This is a genomic window from Uliginosibacterium aquaticum, from assembly GCF_012972705.2.
Classification (GTDB): Bacteria; Pseudomonadota; Gammaproteobacteria; order Burkholderiales; family Rhodocyclaceae; genus Uliginosibacterium; species Uliginosibacterium aquaticum.
Genome location: NZ_JABCSC020000003.1, coordinates 491,679 through 510,808, shown reverse-complemented (window position 1 = coordinate 510,808; position 19,130 = coordinate 491,679). Strand labels below are relative to the sequence as shown.

20 protein-coding genes are annotated in these 19,130 nt (G+C 65.3%); 19 read left to right on the top strand and 1 reads right to left on the bottom strand.

Going from position 1 to position 19,130, the window contains the following annotated elements:
• The first annotated feature begins 13 nt into the window (after window positions 1-13).
• From cobO to cobC, 15 genes are all read left to right on the top strand, one after another.
• Entirely contained in the window at window positions 14-628 is a 615-nt protein-coding gene (gene cobO, locus HJ583_RS13735; protein WP_170022443.1) for a cob(I)yrinic acid a,c-diamide adenosyltransferase, read from the top strand.
• Between the two features lie 28 nt (window positions 629-656).
• A complete protein-coding gene (locus HJ583_RS13730) occupies window positions 657-1,955 on the top strand; it encodes a cobyrinate a,c-diamide synthase (protein ID WP_170022442.1) in 1,299 nt (432 codons plus the stop codon).
• On the top strand, window positions 1,952-2,749 hold the full coding sequence (locus tag HJ583_RS13725) for a cobalamin-binding protein (protein WP_170022441.1): 798 nt from the start codon (window positions 1,952-1,954) through the stop codon (window positions 2,747-2,749). The genes HJ583_RS13730 and HJ583_RS13725 overlap by 4 nt, the downstream gene beginning before the upstream one ends.
• Window positions 2,746-3,654 (top strand): adenosylcobinamide-phosphate synthase CbiB, encoded by a 909-nt coding sequence (gene cbiB / locus HJ583_RS13720; protein ID WP_170022440.1) that lies wholly within the window; start codon window positions 2,746-2,748, stop codon window positions 3,652-3,654. The genes HJ583_RS13725 and cbiB overlap by 4 nt, the downstream gene beginning before the upstream one ends.
• Window positions 3,638-4,630, top strand: coding sequence for a threonine-phosphate decarboxylase CobD (gene cobD / locus HJ583_RS13715; protein ID WP_235943846.1), 993 nt, complete (start codon window positions 3,638-3,640; stop codon window positions 4,628-4,630). Before cbiB ends, cobD begins: the two co-directional genes overlap by 17 nt.
• Window positions 4,631-4,733: 103 nt before the next feature.
• Window positions 4,734-6,203: a cobyric acid synthase gene (locus HJ583_RS13710; protein ID WP_170022438.1), complete on the top strand. Its 1,470-nt coding sequence runs from the start codon at window positions 4,734-4,736 to the stop codon at window positions 6,201-6,203.
• Window positions 6,204-6,357: 154 nt separating this feature from the next.
• On the top strand, window positions 6,358-7,023 hold the full coding sequence (locus HJ583_RS13705; RefSeq protein WP_170022437.1) for a phosphopantetheine-binding protein: 666 nt from the start codon (window positions 6,358-6,360) through the stop codon (window positions 7,021-7,023).
• A 9-nt stretch (window positions 7,024-7,032) separates the two neighbouring features.
• On the top strand, window positions 7,033-8,007 hold the full coding sequence (locus HJ583_RS13700; RefSeq protein ID WP_170022436.1) for a FecCD family ABC transporter permease: 975 nt from the start codon (window positions 7,033-7,035) through the stop codon (window positions 8,005-8,007).
• Window positions 8,004-8,786 carry an ABC transporter ATP-binding protein gene (locus HJ583_RS13695; RefSeq protein WP_170022435.1) on the top strand — a complete coding sequence of 261 codons (783 nt, stop codon included), beginning with the start codon at window positions 8,004-8,006 and terminating at the stop codon, window positions 8,784-8,786. Before HJ583_RS13700 ends, HJ583_RS13695 begins: the two co-directional genes overlap by 4 nt.
• A gap of 98 nt (window positions 8,787-8,884) precedes the next feature.
• A complete protein-coding gene (locus HJ583_RS13690; RefSeq protein WP_170022434.1) occupies window positions 8,885-9,811 on the top strand; it encodes a cobalamin-binding protein in 927 nt (308 codons plus the stop codon).
• Window positions 9,808-10,374: a bifunctional adenosylcobinamide kinase/adenosylcobinamide-phosphate guanylyltransferase gene (locus tag HJ583_RS13685; RefSeq protein WP_170022433.1), complete on the top strand. Its 567-nt coding sequence runs from the start codon at window positions 9,808-9,810 to the stop codon at window positions 10,372-10,374. The genes HJ583_RS13690 and HJ583_RS13685 overlap by 4 nt, the downstream gene beginning before the upstream one ends.
• Entirely contained in the window at window positions 10,371-11,540 is a 1,170-nt protein-coding gene (locus HJ583_RS13680; protein WP_170022432.1) for a GNAT family N-acetyltransferase, read from the top strand. The genes HJ583_RS13685 and HJ583_RS13680 overlap by 4 nt, the downstream gene beginning before the upstream one ends.
• Window positions 11,541-11,547: 7 nt before the next feature.
• The gene (cobT, locus tag HJ583_RS13675) at window positions 11,548-12,603 is read left to right on the top strand and encodes a nicotinate-nucleotide--dimethylbenzimidazole phosphoribosyltransferase (RefSeq protein WP_235943845.1); all 1,056 of its coding nucleotides are present in this window, start codon (window positions 11,548-11,550) and stop codon (window positions 12,601-12,603) included.
• A 55-nt stretch (window positions 12,604-12,658) separates the two neighbouring features.
• A complete protein-coding gene (locus HJ583_RS13670) occupies window positions 12,659-13,429 on the top strand; it encodes an adenosylcobinamide-GDP ribazoletransferase (protein ID WP_170022430.1) in 771 nt (256 codons plus the stop codon).
• Window positions 13,430-13,449: 20 nt separating this feature from the next.
• Window positions 13,450-14,019, top strand: coding sequence for an alpha-ribazole phosphatase family protein (cobC, locus tag HJ583_RS13665; RefSeq protein WP_170022429.1), 570 nt, complete (start codon window positions 13,450-13,452; stop codon window positions 14,017-14,019).
• Here the strand turns inward: cobC and HJ583_RS13660 are convergent, their stop codons facing one another.
• Window positions 14,020-14,445: a hemerythrin domain-containing protein gene (locus HJ583_RS13660; RefSeq protein ID WP_170022428.1), complete on the bottom strand. Its 426-nt coding sequence runs from the start codon at window positions 14,443-14,445 to the stop codon at window positions 14,020-14,022.
• Window positions 14,446-14,575: 130 nt separating this feature from the next.
• Here HJ583_RS13660 and rfaQ point away from each other — a divergent pair, with 130 nt between their 5' ends.
• The 4 genes from rfaQ to HJ583_RS13640 are packed head-to-tail and all read left to right on the top strand — an operon-like array spanning window position 14,576 to window position 19,128.
• On the top strand, window positions 14,576-15,673 hold the full coding sequence (rfaQ, locus tag HJ583_RS13655) for a putative lipopolysaccharide heptosyltransferase III (RefSeq protein ID WP_170022427.1): 1,098 nt from the start codon (window positions 14,576-14,578) through the stop codon (window positions 15,671-15,673).
• Window positions 15,673-16,860 (top strand): glycosyltransferase family 4 protein, encoded by a 1,188-nt coding sequence (locus HJ583_RS13650; protein WP_170022426.1) that lies wholly within the window; start codon window positions 15,673-15,675, stop codon window positions 16,858-16,860. The genes rfaQ and HJ583_RS13650 overlap by 1 nt, the downstream gene beginning before the upstream one ends.
• A 34-nt stretch (window positions 16,861-16,894) precedes the next feature.
• Entirely contained in the window at window positions 16,895-18,025 is a 1,131-nt protein-coding gene (locus HJ583_RS13645; protein ID WP_101940882.1) for a glycosyltransferase family 4 protein, read from the top strand.
• Complete coding sequence (locus HJ583_RS13640; RefSeq protein ID WP_170022425.1) at window positions 18,022-19,128, top strand: glycosyltransferase family 9 protein; 1,107 nt, start codon at window positions 18,022-18,024, stop codon at window positions 19,126-19,128. The genes HJ583_RS13645 and HJ583_RS13640 overlap by 4 nt, the downstream gene beginning before the upstream one ends.
• The last annotated feature ends 2 nt before the right edge of the window (window positions 19,129-19,130 follow it).

Here is a 19,130-nt window from a genome sequence, read left to right as displayed (position 1 = left end):
CCGAGGAGAGAACATGAGCGAAGCCGCCCACAGCGAACGCGAAGCCCGCCACCTGGCGCGCATGGCCCGCAAGAAAGCCATCATCGACGCGAACATCGCGGCCGCCGATGAAGAACGCGGCCTGCTGCTGGTCAATACCGGCAACGGCAAGGGCAAGAGCAGTGCAGCCTTCGGCGTACTGGCCCGTGCGCTCGGACACGGCATGAACTGTGCCGTCGTGCAGTTCATCAAGAGCCGCTCGGATACCGGCGAGGAAGCCTTCTTCCGCGAGCATCCGCGCGTCAAATGGCATGTGATGGGCGATGGCTTCACCTGGGACACCCAGAACGATGCGCAGGACAAAGCGACTGCCCGCGCAGCCTGGCAACAGGTCGTGACTTACCTGCGCGACCCGGCCATCGATCTGCTGATCCTCGACGAATTCACCTACACCCTCAAATACGGCTGGCTGCCACTGGACGAAATCAGCCGCGAACTCATGAGCCGGCCGGACATGCAGCATGTGATCATCACCGGTCGGGCTGCGCCGGAAGGTCTGATCGAGATAGCCGACACCGTCACCACCATGGACCTCACCAAACACGCCTATCACGCCGGCGTGAAGGCCATGCCGGGGGTGGAATGGTGATGAATCCTTACTCGACGGAACACGCTACATGACTTGCCGCGCCTTCCTGATTGCTGCGCCGGCGTCCGGCCAGGGCAAGACCACCGTTACCGCTGCCCTGGCTCGTCAGGCGCGTAGCCGAGGCGAGCGCGTACGGGTGTTCAAGACCGGGCCGGACTTTCTCGACCCGATGATTCACCAGGTCGCCAGCGGCACGCCCTGTTACCAGCTGGATCTCTTCATGGGTGGCCTTGAGCATTGCCGCGCCCAGCTCGCGCAGGCAGCCCAGGAGGTCGACCTGATCCTGGTTGAAGGCGTGATGGGCCTCTTCGATGGCAAGCCTTCCAGCGCCGATCTGGCACGCGCCTTCAATCTGCCGATTGTGGCCGTGATCGACGGCAGCGCCATGGCTCAGACCTTCGGCGCACTGGCACATGGCCTCGCCAGCTTCCAGCCGGATCTGGAATTTGCCGGCGTGATTGCCAACCGTGTCGGCAGCGAACGCCATGCCGGCATGCTCTTCGAATCACTACCACCGCACATTCCCGGCCTCGGCTGGCTGCCGCGCGAAGCCTCGATCACCCTGCCCGAGCGCCATCTGGGTCTGCTGCCCGCTTCCGAGCTGGCTGATCTGGATGCCAAGCTGGACCACACCGCCGCTGCGCTGCGTTTCGACCCCTCGCTGCTGCTGGAATGGGACGCGGCAGCGGCATCCGCAAGTGCGACTTCAGTCACACCTGGCGGACTGAAGCCCGCCCTACAGAACAAGCGCATCGCCATCGCCCGCGACGAAGCCTTCTGCTTCACCTACCCCGCCAACCTCGACACCTTACGTGCGCTCGGCGCGGAGCTCAGCTTCTTCTCGCCGCTGCATGATGAAGCGCTACCGGACTGCGATGCCGTGTGGCTGCCCGGCGGCTACCCGGAGCTGCACGCGGCGAAAATAGCTGCCAACACCACCATGCAGCTTGCATTACTCGCTCACAGCACGGCCGGCAAACCTCTGCTCGCCGAATGCGGCGGCATGATGAGCCTGTTCGAGACCCTGGTGACCAGCGATGGCGCCATGTACGCCGGCTTCGGCCTGCTCGAAGGCGCCGCGCTGATGCAGAAAAAACTCGCCGCACTGGGCCTGCAGGGCGTGGACCTGCCCGAAGGCCGCCTGCGCGGCCACAGCTTCCACTACTCACGCAGCGAAACCCCGCTGACGCCGATTGCCACCGGCACGAACCCGAATGGCGGGCCGACAACGGAGGCCGTCTATCGCGTCGGCCGCACCACCGCCAGCTACATCCACTTCTACTTCCCCTCCAATCCGGAGGCGGTCGCAGCGCTGTTTTCGGCATGAGCGGCGCGCAACGCATCGTTTGCCTGACGGAAGAAACCACCGAGACGCTCTATCTACTCGGCGAGGAGGCCCGTATCGTCGGCATCTCCGGCTACACCGTGCGGCCCGAGCGGGCCAGCAAGGAAAAGCCCAAAGTCTCGGCCTTCACCAGCGCGAAGATCGACAAGATCCTCGCCCTGGAACCGGATCTGGTCATCGGCTTCTCCGACCTGCAGGCAGACATTGCTTCGCAGCTGATCCGCAGCGGCGTGAATGTGCTGATCACCAATCAGCGCAGCATCGAAGAAATCCTCGCCACGATCTACACCGTGGGCGCGCTGGCTGGCGTGCCGGACAAAGCCGCGGCGCTGGTGGCCGAGTTACGTGCGGGGCTGGATAGGGTCACACAGGAAACCGCTCGCCAGCCGCGCCAGCCGCGCGTGTATTTCGAGGAATGGAACGAGCCACTGATCTCCGGCATCCGCTGGGTCGCCGAGCTGATCGTGCTGGCCGGTGGCGAAGAATGCTTCCCGGAACTCAAGCAGCACAAGTCAGCGAAGCAGCGCATCATTGCCGACCCACTCGAAGTGGTCCGCCGTGCGCCGGATATTCTGATCGCCTCCTGGTGTGGCAAGAAATTCCAGCCCGAGCAGGTGCTGGGGCGCCCCGGCTGGAACGCCGTGCCCGCTGTACGCAACGGCCAGCTGCACGAGATCAGATCCTGCGACATCCTGCAGCCCGGCCCGGCTGCGCTCACCGATGGTCTGCACCAGCTCGCCGCCATCATCCGGCGCTGGGCGGAGCGCCACGCATGAGCATCAGCCTGTCCATCCTGCTCGGCGTGCTGCTCGACCGCCTCTTCGGCGAAGTGCCGCGCTGGCATCCGCTGGTGGGCTTCGGCAACGCGGCAGCCTGGCTCGAAAAGCGCCTCAACATTGGCCACGCGCGCATCCTGCGAGGTGCGCTGGGCTGGGCACTGCTCGTCGCCCCCCTCACGCTGGCAGCCGCGTGGCTGAACAAAACCCCGTATGGCTGGATCATGGACGGCATCGCACTCTACTTCGCGCTGGGCGCCCGCGCCCTCACCGAGCATGGCAGCGATGTAGCGCAGGCGCTGCAGCACGGCGACCTGGAAGAAGCACGCCGCCGCACCGGCTACCTGGTCAGCCGCGAAACCGCGCAGATGAACGAAGAGCAGATCGCCCGTGCCACCACCGAATCCCTGCTCGAAAATGGCAACGACGCCATCTTCGGCGCGATCTTCTGGTGCGCCATCGCCGGCGCGCCCGGCGTGATCCTGTTCCGCCTTGCCAATACGCTGGACGCCATGTGGGGCTATCGCAATGCGCGCTTCGAACGCTTCGGCAAAGTGGCCGCGCGTATCGATGATGGGCTCAACCTGATTCCCGCACGCCTCACCGCATTGACTTACGCCCTGCTCGGCCAGACTCGCCGCGCGCTTGCCAGCTGGCGCGCCCAGGCCGGCTCATGGAGCAGCCCTAACGCCGGCCCGGTGATGGCCGCTGGCGCAGGCAGCCTGGGCCTGCAGCTGGGTGGCAGCGCCATCTACGAAGGCATCATCGAAGAGCGCCCAGCGCTCGGCGCGGGCCGGCCTGCCGAGGGGCGCGACATCCCGCGCGCACTGGACCTGATTGCACGCAGCCTATGGCTCTGGATGCTGGTGATAGGCTTGGGGGATGCTCTTGCTCACTTCCTCTAAGCTTACGCATGGCGGCCGCCTGCGCACCGCCGCGCATGACTTCCGCATCCCGCTGCAGCACTGGCTGGATCTGTCCACCGGCATCAACCCGACGGGCTGGCCGGTGCCGCCCCTGCCTGCCGAAGTCTGGCGCCGCCTGCCCGAAGACGACGACGGTCTGGCCATGGCCAGCCTCGCCTATTTCGGCGGCCAGCGCGTGCTGCCACTGGCCGGTTCGCAAGCTGCGATCCAGACTCTGCCGCAGCTGTTTACGCCGCGTCGCGTCGGAATCCTTTCGCCCTGCTACGCCGAGCACTTCAAGGCCTGGCATGGCGCCGGGCATCAGGTCGAACTCATCGACTATGCCGATGCCGCGCAGGCCATCGAACGACTCGACGTGCTGCTCCTCACCAACCCGAACAATCCCACCGGCCGCATCGTGCCACCCACCACGCTACGCGAATGGCATTCACGCCTCGCCGCTCGCGGTGGCCTGCTGGTGGTGGATGAAGCCTTCATCGACGCCACGCCCGAGCTCAGCGTGCTGAGCGACACGCGCCAGCCAGGGCTGATCGTGTTGCGCTCACTGGGCAAATTCTGGGGCCTCGCCGGCATCCGCTGCGGCTTCATCGCCGCCGAAGATCGCTTGCTGGATGCGCTGGCCGACCGCCTCGGCCCGTGGACCGTCAGCGGCCCAGCGCGCTGGGTAGCCCAACGCGCGCTGGCCGACCGCGCCTGGCATGCCGAGCAATCAGCACAACTCGCTGCCGCCAGTGCACGCCTCGCCGCCCTGCTGAGTGCGCACGCCCTGCACAGCCCCTCAGGTTGCGCGCTGTTCCGCTGGGTACCCACGCCGCTGGCCGGCGAACTCTTCACTGCCTTCGCCCAAGGCGCCGTGCTGCTTCGCGCCTTCGATGGCGGCCTGCGTTTCGGCCTGCCAGGGGATGAGGCGCAGTGGCAGAAACTCGACGCCGTGCTGAACGAGGTCATGCGATGAACCGCACGGTTTTCGTAGGGTGCGCATGGCGCACCGATTCGGCCAACGTACAAGCTAAGCCGGTGCGCAATGCGCACCCTACGCGCCCCGAGAGGACCATGCCATGAATGCCAAAACCCTCATGGTGCAAGGCTGCACCTCGGACGCCGGCAAGAGCACCGTGGTCGCCGCGATCTGTCGCTGGCTCGCACGCAAAGGCGTGCGCGTTGCACCCTTCAAGCCGCAGAATATGGCGCTCAATTCTGCCGTCACCGCTGATGGCGGCGAGATCGGTCGCGCCCAGGCCGCACAGGCCATGGCCTGCCGCATCGCGCCCACTACCGACATGAACCCGGTGCTGCTCAAGCCGAATACTGATGTCGGCGCGCAGGTGATCATTCAGGGCCATGCCATTGGCAACATGGATGCACTGGATTACCACGCCTACAAAGCCACCGCACAGGCTGCCGTGCTCGATTCCTTTGCCCGCCTGTGCAGCCAGTACGAGGCGGTGATCGTCGAAGGCGCCGGCTCGCCCGCCGAGATCAATCTGCGCGCGAATGACATCGCCAACATGGGCTTCGCCGAGGCGGTGGATTGCCCGGTGATTATCGTGGCGGATATCGACCGTGGCGGCGTGTTCGCGCATCTGGTCGGCACCCTCGATCTGCTCTCCACAACCGAGCAAGCTCGCGTGAAGGGCTTCGTGATCAACCGCTTCCGGGGCGACATCGCCCTGCTGCAGAGTGGTCTGGACTGGCTGGAAGAACGCACCGGCAAGCCCGTGCTCGGCGTGCTGCCCTATCTGCACGGCCTGCAGCTGGAAGCCGAAGACGCGATTGCGCGCGATGTCGTCGCTCCGACTGGCGCAGGTCTGCGCCTGCGCGTGATTGTGCCGGTTACGCCGCGCATCTCGAACCACACCGATTTCGACGCGCTACGCCTGCACCCGCAAATCGACTTCCGCTTCATTGGCCCGGATGAAACCATTCCGGCAGCAGATCTGATCGTGCTGCCCGGCTCCAAGGCCGTACGCGCCGATCTCGCCTTTCTGCGTCTGCAAGGCTGGGATACAGCCATCGCCAAGCATCTGCGCTACGGTGGCAAAGTCATCGGCATCTGCGGCGGTTTCCAGATGCTCGGCGCCGAGATCGCCGATCCCGATGGTCTGGAAGGCGCGCCGGGCTTGGCTTGCGGCCTCGGCTATCTGGAGATGCGCACCACGCTTGCTTCCGCAAAGCAGCTTCGCAACGAACAAGGCCAGCTCTGCCTCGGCGGGCAACCCTCCGTGCAGGGCTACGAAATCCACGCCGGAGTGACGACTGGCCCGGCGCTAGCCCGCCCTGCTGTGCAACTCTCCGGCGGCCCGGACGGTGCGATTTCGGATGACAATCAGATTCTCGGCACTTACCTGCATGGCCTCTTCGATTCGCCCACGGCCTGCGACGCCCTGCTCGCCTGGGCGGGCCTGACAGAAGCTAAGTCCCCGGACATCGCCGCGCTGCGCGATACGAGCATCGAACGGCTGGCGGATACGATTGCCGAGTTCATGGATACCGAAAAGCTGATGGCCATTATAGAGGGCCGGGCATGATGGCGGCGGCGATTTGCGTAGGGTGGGTTAGGCCAAAGGCCGTAACCCACCGATCGAGAAATTTCCGGCCGCAACGCGACCGCTGGCTCACGACCGGTGCAATGCGCGCCTCCGGCGCTTCGATTGCACCCTACGCCATCGGGAGGAGCTGAAGATGGGGCTTGATACGGTAGAACTGGTTCTCAGCGTCGAGGAAGAGTTTGGCATCGCCATCCCCGACGCAGATGCCTGCGAACTCGATACCCCTCGAAAGCTGGCTGACTACGTGCTTCTACGACTTGGGGAGACTCGCATCGCGGATCCTCGCTGCCTGTCTCAAGTACAGTTCTACCGTTTGCGACGCCATCTGGTTCAACAACTCGGCATATCAAGAAAGAGTCTCAAATTAGACACGCCTTTAGACGAAATCTTGCAGGGCGATGTTCGCAAGCACTGGAAGATGCTCACCGAGATTTGCGGGGCAAGCGTACTACCCTCGCTGGGTTTCCGGGGCTGGCAGCACGGAGTGGTCCTCGCACTCGATATAACAATCGGTTTGGCGGCTTGGCAGGCCGGTTTGAGCATGGGCTGGGTTGCTCTTGTACTGGGCGTTTCCTGGCTTCTCTTGATGGCGTTCTCATCGTCCTTTGCTAGTCGAATTCCAGCCAGCCTGCAAACCGTTCGTGACCTCATTCCTTACGTAAAAGTCTCCGAGAGAAATGAATGGAATGAGAAAGAAGTTCTGCCACGGGTGTTGCAACTGACGGCCATGCAAAGCGGTATTGAACTGACCAAAATCCAGCCTGATCATCACATCGTCAAAGATCTCGGAATGGATTGAGCCTCACCCATGACCCTCAAACCCCCACCCCTCACCCTCGCCCTGTTGCTCGCCGCCCTCGGCGTGCCGGCCGCGCTGCTGCTGGGCTTGCTCTCGGGCTCCTCGGGCTGGGGCTGGCCGAGTGAGGAAATCCTGTGGCTAATCCGCGTGCCGCGCGTGCTCGCGGCCTTCGGCACCGGTGCGGCGCTGGCGCTGGCCGGTGCGCTGATTCAGCTGGTGACGCGCAATCCGCTCGGCGACCCGCATGTGCTGGGCGTGACCAGCGGCGCTTCGGTCGGCGCGCTGATGATGCTGCTGCTCGCCCCGGCCGGCATGCTGCTGGCACCGGAAATCGGCGCGGTGCTCGGCGCACTCGGCGCCATGTCATTAGTGTTCGCGCTGGCCTGGCGCAGCATGGGGCGCGGCCTCGCCCCCAGCGCCCAGCCCGGCACGGTGATCGTGCTGCTGGTGGGCGTGATGATCGGCGCGGCCTGCGGCGCGATGGTGTCTTTCATGCTCTCGATGGCCAATGACTTTCAGCTGCGCAACATCGTGTTCTGGCTGCTTGGCGATCTGAATGGCGCCGCACTGTGGTGGCCAGTGTGGGCCGCCGTGGGCCTCGCCCTGCTGCTGGCCTGGCCACGCGCGCAGGAGTTGGACTGGATCGCACGCGGCGATGCCTGGGCGTGGACCCTCGGCGTGCCGGTTGCCAAGCGCCGCCGCATCGCGATTTTTTCCGCCTGTCTGGCCACCGGCGCAGCGGTTGCCACGGCAGGCAGCATCGGCTTCGTCGGGCTGGTTGCGCCGCACATCGTGCGCCTCACCGGCCTGCGCCATGCCAAGGTCCTGCTGCCTTTCTCAGCCTTGTTCGGCGGAGTGTTTCTGGTGCTCGCCGACACCGTGGCACGCACCGTGATCGCCCCGGCCCAGCTGCCGGTGGGCGTAATCTCGGCCAGCGTGGGCGTGCCGCTGTTCCTGATGCTGCTCTTGCGGAGGCGTGCATGAGTCTGCGTTTGGAAAAACTACGCCTGAATGCCGGCGGCAAGCCGGATGGCCGCGTGCTGATCGGCGACCTTTCCCTGTCGATGAACCCGGGGGAGCGCTGGGTACTGCTGGGGCCGAACGGTGCAGGCAAGTCCACCCTGCTCGTCGCGCTGGCCGGGCTGCTGCCACCCAATGCCGGCAGCATCCTCTTGCAGGGCAAGCCGCTGGCCGACTGGCCGGGTGAGGCGCTGGCGAAACAACGCGCCTGGTGCCCGCAGTTCTGGCTCGATCCCTTCCCGGTGAGTGCCTGGGAAACCGTGGCCTGTGCGCTCTTCGCGCTGCAACCCGAGCAATCCGCCTGTGCGGTGGAACGCACAGCGCGCCACTGGCTCACCGAATTCGACGTCAGCCATCTGGCCGATACCGATGTGCGCATGCTCTCCGGCGGGGAGCGTCAGCGTGTGGCGCTGGCTACCGCCTGTGCGCAGGGCGCGCCCCTGCTGCTGCTGGACGAGCCCAGCTCGCATCTGGACTGGTCACACCAAGCCCTGCTGCAGGCGCGCCTCAAGGTCTGGGCCGCAGAGGGCGGCACGGTGCTGGCCGCTGTACATGATCTGAATCTGGCCTGGACACTCGCCACCCACGCCCTGCTGCTCGATGGCAAGGGCAGTGCGGTGCATGGGCGGCGCGAGGAAGTGCTGACTGCCGAACAATTGAGCGCCGCCTATGGTGTGCCGGTGAGTCTGCGCGAAGAAAATGATGCGCGCTGGTTCCGCATCGACCTGGAAAATTCCGTATGAATATTTTGAAGCGCGTGATGGTTCTCTTAGGGTGGGTTAGCGGCTTTTTGCGTAACCCACCGCTTGTAAGTATGCGGCCGCAAGGCGAACGGAAAATAATGGATCGGCGGTTTACGGCCTGCGGCCTAATCCTCCCTACGATCATTCTTCTGTGCCTTTTCGCTGGCCTCGCCCACGCCGCCCCGATCACAGTGAAGGACGACGCGGGCAAGGCGCTCACCCTGCAGGCGCCCGCCCAGCGGGTAATCTCGCTGGCGCCCAGCCTCACCGAAATGCTTTACGAGGCGGGTGGTGGCGACAAACTGGTCGGCGCGGTGGAGTACAGCGATTTCCCGCCGCAGGCCTTGAAGGTGCCGCGCATCGGCAGCAACCAGAAGCTCGATCTGGAACGCATCGCCACGCTGAAGCCTGATCTGGTGCTGGTGTGGTTTCACGGCAATGCGCAGCGCGAAGTCGAGCGTCTCACCGCCCTGAACATCCCGATGGCCTACTTCGAGCCACACGGCATCGGCGACATTCCTGGCGTGCTGGAGCGCATCGGCCAGCTGATGGGAAGCGAACGCGTAGCCAGCGCAGCGGCGACGAAATTCCGCGCCCGCCATGCCACGCTGCAGAAGGAAAACGCCGGACGCGCTCCGGTCCGCGTGTTCTACCAGATCGCCCAGAAGCCACTGCTGACGGTCAACGACCAGCAGATCATCTCTGACGTGATTCGCCTGTGCGGCGGCGTGAACGTGTTCGGCAAGGAGCCGATGCTGGTGCCGCACCTGTCTACCGAGAGCGTGGTCGCCACCAACCCGGACGTCATTCTCACCGCACGCATGGGTGGCCATAGCGATGGCCCCCAGCGCGCCATGGACGAAGCCTCACTCGCCGGCTGGCTGAAGTTCGGCACGCTGACTGCCGTGAAGAACAGACAACTGTGGCTGATTCCGGGCGACACCATCAGCCGCCACGGCCCGCGCATCCTCGATGGCACGCAGGCGATTTGCGCAGCACTGGACGACGCGAGGAAGGCGAAATGAGTCGTCACCTCGTCATCGGCGGCGCTCGCTCCGGCAAAAGCCGCTTTGCCCAAGCCATGGCGGAAGCGCATACGGGCGACGTGCAGCTGATCGTCACCGCCGAAATTCTCGACGAGGAAATGCGCGAACGCGTCGCCAAGCATCGCGCCGAGCGGCCAAGCCATTGGCATGTCACCGAAGCGCCCGTCGACTTGCCCGAAGCCATCGAACGCTTGAACTTAGGGAGCTCACCGCGCACCGATCCAGACAATCCGGTGCGCAATGCGCACCCTACTTTCGTGCTGGTGGACTGCCTGACCCTGTGGCTGTCCAACATCCTGTGCACTCAGCCTGAGACCTTGAACGAACGTATCGATGGTCTATGTTCGGCGATCAAGTCAGCACAGAGCCAATTGGTGCTGGTCTCCAACGAGGTGGGCTGGAGCATCGTGCCCGAGAACAAACTCGCACGCCTGTTCCGCGACGAGCAGGGCCGGCTGAATCAGCGCGTGGCGGCACTGTGTGACGAGGTCACGCTGGTGGCGGCGGGGCTGCCGCTGAAACTGAAGGGCGGCGCGCAATGAGCCGCGCGCTGTGCACGGCGCGTCTCGTGCTGATGCCACTTCAAATGGAAGATGCCGCTGAGCTGCTCGCCTATGAGTGGCACAACCGCGCCACGCATGCCGCGCATGGCCCGCTCCGCAAGGACGCCGATTTCACCTCTGAAGCCTGCGCACAACGGATCGCAGCACAACTCGATGAAGTTGAGCACGGCAAGGCTTGTCGCTGGACCTTGCACACGCACGCACAGCCAGACACCATCATTGGGCACGTCGCCATCACCGCTATTCAGCGTGGCGTGCGCCATGCCGGCGTGCTGGGCTACGGACTGGATCAGGCGCATGCAGGTCAGGGTCTGATGACGGAAGCCGCTGCGGCAGCTATCCGCCATGCCTTTGAACATCTCAAGCTGCACCGGATCGAGGCCAACCATCGCCCCGACAACCTCGCCAGTGCCCGCGTGCTCGCCAAGCTCGGTTTCGAACGTGAAGGCCTCGCGCGTCAGTACATCCGCCTGAACGGCGAATGGACGGATGTGGTGTTGAACGGCCTGCGCAACCCCGCCTGGCGGGAGCCGCTGACGCTGCAAGTGATGGACGCCCCCGAAGCCTACCTCGCTCCCTGCGCGATCATCGACTTCGAGCACCCCGCCATTGCCGCCAAAGCCGCTGAGTTGCGCGCTACCCATACCGACACACTGAGTCTGGCACGCGCCAGTTTCGAATTCGTACGCGATGAAATCGCCCACAGTTGGGATGTGCGTCAGGGGCCCGTCACACTCAAGGCATCCGAGGTGCTGCTGACAGGCTTCGGCTACTGCTACGCCAAGAGCCATCTGCTCGCCGCGTTGCTACGGGCCAATGGCATTGCCGCCGGGCTGTGCTATCAGCGCCTGTCGGTCGGCGACAGCGGTGCGCCGTATTGCCTGCACGGGCTCAACGCCGTGCTGTTGCCTGAGCATGGCTGGTATCGCTGCGACCCGCGCGGCAACAAGCCGGGCGTGAATGCCGTGTTCACGCCGCCTGTCGAGCAACTGGCCTTTCTGATCAAGGAGGCCACCGAACACGATTTCGCGCAGATTTTGGCCTCGCCCCTGCCTGAGGTAATCAGCACACTGCAAGCCGCGCCGGACATCTTCTGGCTACACGCGCACCTGCCCGATGTTTCCCCGAATTCTTCTCTCGCCTGATCCCGCCATGACCCAAGTCTTCAACATCCAGCCTCTCTCCCGCTCCCTCGCCAGCGCCCTTCAGCAGCGCATCGACACCCGCACCAAGCCGCTCGGCAGCCTCGGCAAGCTTGAAGCCATCGCCCTGCAGATCGGCCTGATCCAGCAGAGCCTGCATCCGGAAATCCGTCAGCCGCGCATCGCCGTGTTTGCCGGTGACCACGGCGCGGCCAAAGCCGGTGTGGGCGCCTATCCGCAAGAAGTCACCGCCCAGATGGTGCTGAACTTCCTCGCCGGTGGCGCCGCCATCAATGTGCTGGCACGCCAGGCGGGGCTGGAAGTTTCGGTGATCGACTGTGGCGTGGCGAGCAAGGTGGCCGGCGCCAGTCGACCCGGCGTGGAGTACGTCATCGCCAAACAGGGGCTGGGCACCGCCAACTACCTTGAGCAGGCGGCGATGACGCCCGCCCAGCGCGATGCGGCAATCGCCAAGGGCGCCGAACTGGTACGCGGCTGGCATGCAGCGGGCAGCAATGCCATCGGCTTCGGCGAGATGGGCATCGGCAACACCTCCACCGCCAGCCTGCTGACCCACTTCGTCACCGGCGCGGATCTCGATGCAGTGATCGGCCGTGGCGCCGGGCTGGACGACGCGGGGCTGGCCCGCAAGCGCGGCCTGCTCGCTCAAGCAGCGGCCCGTGTGAATGGACGCAAACTAAATGCGCTGGAGGCGCTGGCCGAGTTCGGCGGTTTCGAAGTCGCCACCATGGTCGGTGCCTATCTGGCCGCAGCCGAAGCGCGCATGCTGATCGTGGTCGACGGCTTCATCGTCACCAGCGCGCTGCTGGTCGCCCATGCCATCAACCCGGCGGTGCTGGATTACTGCGTGTTCGCCCATGGTAGCGCCGAGCCAGGCCATGTCGCGCAACTCTCCCACCTGGGTGCCGAGCCGCTACTGCAGCTGGGGATGCGTCTGGGTGAGGGCACGGGCGCCGCCAGTGCCTTCCCGTTGATCCGCGCCGCCATCGCTTGCATGAACGAGATGGCCGGGTTTGAAGATGCGGGGGTCAGCGAAGCCCACTGATGCAGGGGCGACGCCACCAGGCGCTCCTGCGATACCACTCCCGACGCTCGAAACCATGACTGAACTCCGCCGCCTCCTGATCGCACTGGGCTATTTCACCCGCCTGCCCATCCCGGCCTGGGTGGGCTGGTCGTCCAGCGAACTGAACCGTGCCACGCGTTACTTCCCGCTGGTGGGCCTGCTGGTGGGCCTGATCAGCTCGGCAGCGCTGTGGACGGCGCAGCAGTTCTGGCCCGGCCCCGTCGCGGTGCTGTTGGCCATGCTGCTCGGCCTGCTGCTGACAGGTGCTTTCCATGAGGACGGTCTGGCCGACTCAGCCGACGGTTTCGGCGGCGGCTGGGAGACGGCCAAGGTGCTGTCGATCATGAAGGATTCGCGTATCGGCACTTACGGCGCCATCGCGCTGGTGAGCGCTCTACTGCTCAAGTACGCCACGCTGACGGCGCTGAGCGCCAGCGCCCTGCTGGCCCTGCCACTGGCGCATGCGCTCTCGCGCATACCACCGCTGCTGATCATGGCCGGCATGACTTACGTGCGCGAAGACGACAGCACGCGCGCCAAGCCGGTTGCGGAAGGGCTTGGCCCGGTCGAATGGCTGGGCGGCAGCCTGCTGGGGCTGGCACCCCTGGCCGCGGCTGTGGCCCTGGGCCTGCTCTCGCCCGTGCGCGGGCTGGCCCTGCTGATCGCCCTGACCTGCACCGGGCTGATCTGCGCACGCTATTTCAAGAGCCGCATCGGCGGCTATACCGGCGATGCGCTGGGCGCTGCGCAGCAGGTCTGCGAACTGACGGGTTATCTGGTGCTGTGCGCGCACGGGGCCGGATAACAAGGAACAAACATCCAGCCATGAATTCCGATCACGCCGCCCCCTCCTCTGCACCACGTTCGCGAGACGCCACCAGCATCTACCTGATCCGTCACCCCTCTGTCGCGGTGCCGCCGGGCGTTTGCTATGGCCAGAGCGATGTGGCGCTGGCCGAACCGGTCGACGCGCTGGCGGCCGGACTGCGCGCGCAGTTGCCCGCCGAATTCGCGCTCATTTCCAGCCCGCTGACGCGTTGCCGGCAGCTGGCCGAAGCACTGGGCCAGCCCATATTCGATGCACGTCTGATGGAAATCGATTTCGGCCGCTGGGAGCTACAGGCCTGGGATCAGATCGAGCTCAGCCTGATTGATGCCTGGGCGGCCAATCCGCTGCACTTTTGCGGGCATGGCGGCGAGAGCGTACTGCAGATGGCGACGCGAGCACAGGCGGCACTGGCGGCAGCGCTGAGTGGTGACACGCGTGCGCTGGTAATCGTTGCCCATGGCGGCCCGCTGCGAGCCATCGCCGGCCAGCTGCTGGGCCTTAAGGAAGAGGAATGGATGCAGCTCCGCTTTGCGTGCGGCGAGCTGCAGGTGATCACCAGGGGCTGATCAGCCTATCGAAGGAATGCTCTCCGGTGGCTGGGTACGCGCAAACTGCTGCATCTGGAAGGCAAGTGCCGCATCCATGGTCGACGAGTGATGCTGGAACCAGTCTCCCAATGATTCGGTGAGCTCACGCCCGGCGCCATGCTGACCACGCTTCAGGTCGCTCAGGGCGCTCTGCAGCAGGCTCACCACACCTTCGTGATCGCGCTGATGGTTTTCCGCTCCAACGATGCCAGACTCGCGCATCCAGAACTCTTCCTGCGCAAAGTGGGCCTCGCAGTGTGCCAGCAACTGCTGCAGGCTGCGGATCTCATCCTCGTCATCGGAAGCGGCAAGGATATTCGTCAGCGTCAGGAACTCCTGATGGGCATCATCCATCGGGCCTGAAGCCAGGGCGTGCAGGGCTGGATTCCAGTCGAGCTTGCTCATGTGTCTCTTCTCCATGATTCTAGGTTTCTGGCCGCTTTGACAAGGGCTTCTCTGATTAGTGTCAGCGTAGCAGTTTGGAGTACCAGCGTCGCCCGCAATGCAACATGGCGCGCTCCGTTACAATCCGGCCATGCCTGCTCCGACTGCCTCCTACTTGGCCGATGCCATAGATCCCGCCCTGCTGCGCCGGGCACTGGTCATCAAGCTGCGCCATCACGGCGACGTGCTGCTCACCTCGCCCGTCTTCTCCAGCCTCAAGGCCGCAGCGCCAGACTGCGAGATCGATGCCCTGATCTTCAGTGACACAGCGCCGATGCTGGAAGGCCATCCCGACCTCGCCCGCTTGCACTGTATCGGCCGCAACTGGAAGAAACTCGGCCCGCTGGCCCAGCTGCGCCACGAATGGGCGCTGCTGAAAGCGCTCAGGGCCCGCCATTACGATCTGGTCATCCACCTCACCGATCACCCACGTGGCGCCTGGCTCACCCGCCTGCTCACACCGCGCTGGGCAGTAGCCCCGCAGCGCGCAGGCAAGGCCAAGTGGTGGAAAAACTCCTTCAGCCATCTGTACCGCACGGTCGGCGGCGGGCGCCGCCATACCGTCGACACCCATCTGGATGCGCTGCGCCGCCTTGGCATCCAGCCCGCCACGGAGGCGCGCCGACTGCAGATGCACCCCGGCCCGGAGGCTGAAACAAAAATCGATGTGCTGCTGAATGCCCATGGCCTCACGGCCGGCAGTTTCATCCAGCTGCACCCGGCCTCACGCTGGTTCTTCAAGTGCTGGCCGGCCAAGCTCAACGCTCAGTTGCTGCAGGCCCTGGCGGCACGCGGCGAGAAGATCGTGATCACTGCCGCACCCGATCCGCGCGAGCAGCAAATGGTGGAGGCAATCATTGCGGCCGCTAAGGTGCCAGTGGTGAATCTCGCCGGCCAGTTCAGTCTGCGCGAACTCGCTGCGCTGACGGCCCGCGCCAGACTTTTCATCGGTGTGGATTCCGCCCCGATGCACATCGCTGCCGCCGTTGGCACGCCTTGCGTGGCCCTCTTCGGGCCCTCCGGCGACAAGGAATGGGGTCCGTGGATGGTGAAAAGCGAAGTCGTCTCCAGCAGCCACAGCTGCCGCCCCTGCGGACAGGATGGTTGTGGCGGCGGCAAGCTGTCAGAATGCCTGTATGCCATCGGCGTGCAGCAGGTGCTGGATGCCATCGACCGGGTTGCCCCCTGATGAAAGAAAGCCGCGACGCTGCCGCTCCGCTGCACCTGGCCATCGTGCGCCAGGCCTACAACCCCTACGGCGGCGCCGAGCGCTTCGTCGAACGCGCACTGAAGGCGCTCGGCGAAAACGCCGTACAGATCACCCTGATCACGCGCAACTGGGGTGGCGAGCACAAACCGGGCGTCAAGGTGAAGCTGCTCGGAGCCCCCCGCCTGGGCCGCCTGCTGCGCGACATCACTTTCACGCGCAGCGTGCGCTCGCTGATCAAGACCCAAGTCTTCGATCTGGTGCAGAGCCACGAGCGCATTCCCGGCTGCGACATTTTCCGCGCCGGCGACGGCGTACATGCCAGCTGGCTCGAGCAGCGCGCCCGCACGCTGAGCCCGCTGGGCCGCCTCGCCCAGAGCCTGTCGCCCTGGCATCGCTACATCCTGCGCATGGAAGACCGAATGTTCCGCGATGCCAAGCTGCGCGCGGTGATCTGCAACTCCGAGATGGTGCGGCAGGACATTGCCCACCGTTATCCCCAGCTTGCCAGCAAGCTCCACGTGATTCACAACGGTGTGGATCACGTTCATTTCCACCCGGGCCTGCGCGAACTGCATCGCGAGAAGGTCCGTGAACAGCTGGGAGTACCCGAGTCCACCCGCGTACTGCTCTTCGTCGGCTCCGGCTTCGAACGCAAGGGGGTGCCGCAGCTGATCGAGGCGCTGGCCCAGCCGGCGCTGGCCCAGGCCGAGCTGTGGGTAATCGGCAAGGACAGGCATGCCCGCCGCCTCCAAAAACGCGCCGAGCGCCTGGGCGTGGCCAGCCGGGTGCGCTTCCTTGGTCCGAAGAAGGACGTTGCCCCCTACCTCGGCGCAGCCGACGTGTTCGCCCTGCCCACGCTCTACGATCCGATGCCCAATGCCGCCATCGAGGCCCTTGCCAGCGGTCTGCCGGTCCTGACCTCGACCAGCTCCGGCGCAGCCGAACTGGTGCGTCTCGGCGAGAACGGCGAGCGCGTCGATGCCCTGGACATCCCCGGCATGGCCGCCGCCGCTCACCGCCTGCTCGAAGCCATGCACGATCCGCTGCGCTGCAGCACCTTCCGCAACGCATCCCGGGCCAGTGTGGACACCCTCAGCAACGAAGCGATGGCCGCTCAACTGGTGGCGCTTTACCGGCAGCTGCTCGGCGGAGCCAGCCAGCTATAATCGACCCTTACTTTCTTCGGCACCTGCACCCATCATGGCGCAATACAACACCCTGCTATCCGTACGCTCGCTGCATATCGTGCACACCGAGTCCTCCTGCGGCTGGGGCGGTCAGGAAATCCGCATCCTCGAAGAATCGCGCGGCATGATGGAGCGCGGCCACCGCGTGACCATCCTGTGCCCGGTGGAATCCACCCTCTACGCGCGTGCCCGCGACTGGGGCGTAAAAACCGTCTCGCTGCCGATCCGCGAAAAGCGCTGGCCGGACTTCAAGGCCATGCGCGCCTGGATCGTCGCCAATCGTGGCGAGATCGACGTCATCAACACCCACAGCTCGACCGACTCCTGGCTCGTCGCGCTGGCCAACCTCTCGCTCGGCAAGAAATCCGTGCCAGTGCTGCGCACCCGCCACATTTCGGCGCCGGTGGCCAACACCTTCGCCAACCGCTGGCTCTACGGCAAGGCCGCCTCGCACATCATCACCACCGGCGAAGGTCTGCGCCATGAGCTGATCGACGGCCTGGGCCTGCCGGCCTACCGTGTGCAATCCGTATTCACCGGCATCAACACCAAGCGCTTCGTGCCCGGCAACAAGGTCGAAGCGCGCGAAAAGCTGGGGCTGGACGTGAATGCCGTATGGATCGGCATCATCGCCACCCTGCGCTCCTGGAAGGGCCACAAGTTCCTGCTCAAGGCCGTCGCCGAACTCAACGATCCGCGCATCCGGCTGGTGATCGTGGGTGATGGCCCGCAGCGCGACAAGCTCAACCGCCTCACCGTGGAGCTCGGCCTCACCCGCGTGGTGCGCTTCGCCGGCCAGCAGCGCGACGTGGTGCCCTGGCTGCAGGCGCTGGATGTGTTTGCCCTGCCTTCCTTCGCCAACGAAGGCGTGTCCCAGGCCGTGATGCAGGCCATGTCGGTCGGCCTGCCGGTGATCACCACCCCGATCGGCAGCTCGGCCGACGTGGTCAAGGCCGGCCTCACCGGCGTGCTGGTGCCGCCCAAGGACAGCAAGGCCCTGGCCAGCGCGATCCGCAAGCTGCTCGACAATCCGCAGGACGCCGACAAGCTCGGAGCCGCTGCACGCGAGTTCGCCGTCGAAAACTGTGGTCTTGAGCGCATGATCACGCGCATGGAAGCTGCCTTCCAGCGCGTGGCCGGATGAGTCGGGCCCGCGCGCGGCTGAGCATTTTCGGCCGCCTCGCTCGTCAGCTTCTCAATCCCAGTGCCTGGCGGCGCCGCAAACCCGAGGCGCCGCAAAGCATCCTCGTCCTGCACCATCTGCTGCTGGGCGATACCCTGATGCTCACGCCCTTGCTGGCCCGCATCGCCGCCCGCTACCCGCAGGCCAGGCGCAATCTGAGCTGTCCGACCGCGCTGGCGCCGCTCTACGCCGGGCAGCCCTTCGGCTTCACCGCCCTGCCCTGGAACCCGCGCCAGGGCGACATCGCCAGCATATTGGCAGCAGCCCCTTTCGATCTGGTGATCATCCCGACAGAGAATCGCTACAGCCCGCTGGCCCGCGCGCTGAGCCAATGGGTGCTCGGTTTTGCCGACGACACACCGCACTGGAAAAACTGGCTGCTCGACGAAGCACGTCCCTTCCCGGACGCCCCCGCTGCTTTCGGTGACTTTTGCGCCGATCTGATCGAGGGGCCGGCGCAGCACTATCAGGCAACAGACTGGCCCTTGCCTGCGGCAGCGCCTTTCAGCGCCCCCTCCACGCCCTATGCGGTGCTCCATCTGGGCGCATCTTCCCCCCTCAAATACTGGCCGAGCGAACGCTGGGCTGCGCTGGCCGACTGGCTCGCGGCGCAAGGTACCACCCCCGTATGGAGCGCCGGAGCCAGGGAAACCGCGCTGGTCACGGCGGCCGATCCCAAAGGGCGGTTTGCCAGCTATGCCGGTCAGCTCGACCTCGCCCAGCTCGCCCGGCTGTTTTCCGGCGCAGGTCTGATCGTCTGCCCGGACACGGGTGTCGCACACCTGGCCCGCATCGTCGGCACCCCCACCGTGGCGCTGTTCGGTCCCGGTTCGAGCCTCATCAGCGGCGCCGGCGAGTACTGGGCAACCAGCCCCTTCACTGCGGTGTCGATCGAGATCGCCTGCCGCAACCAGACCAACACCTTCCGCCGCCATCGCGACTGGATCCAGCGCTGCTCACGCAGCTTCGGTGAGCAGCCCACTCAGTGCGCAGAGGCGCGATGCATGCAGGGCATTACGCTGGAACATGTAAAAACCGCCTGCTCTGCCTATCTCGCGCGCTGAAC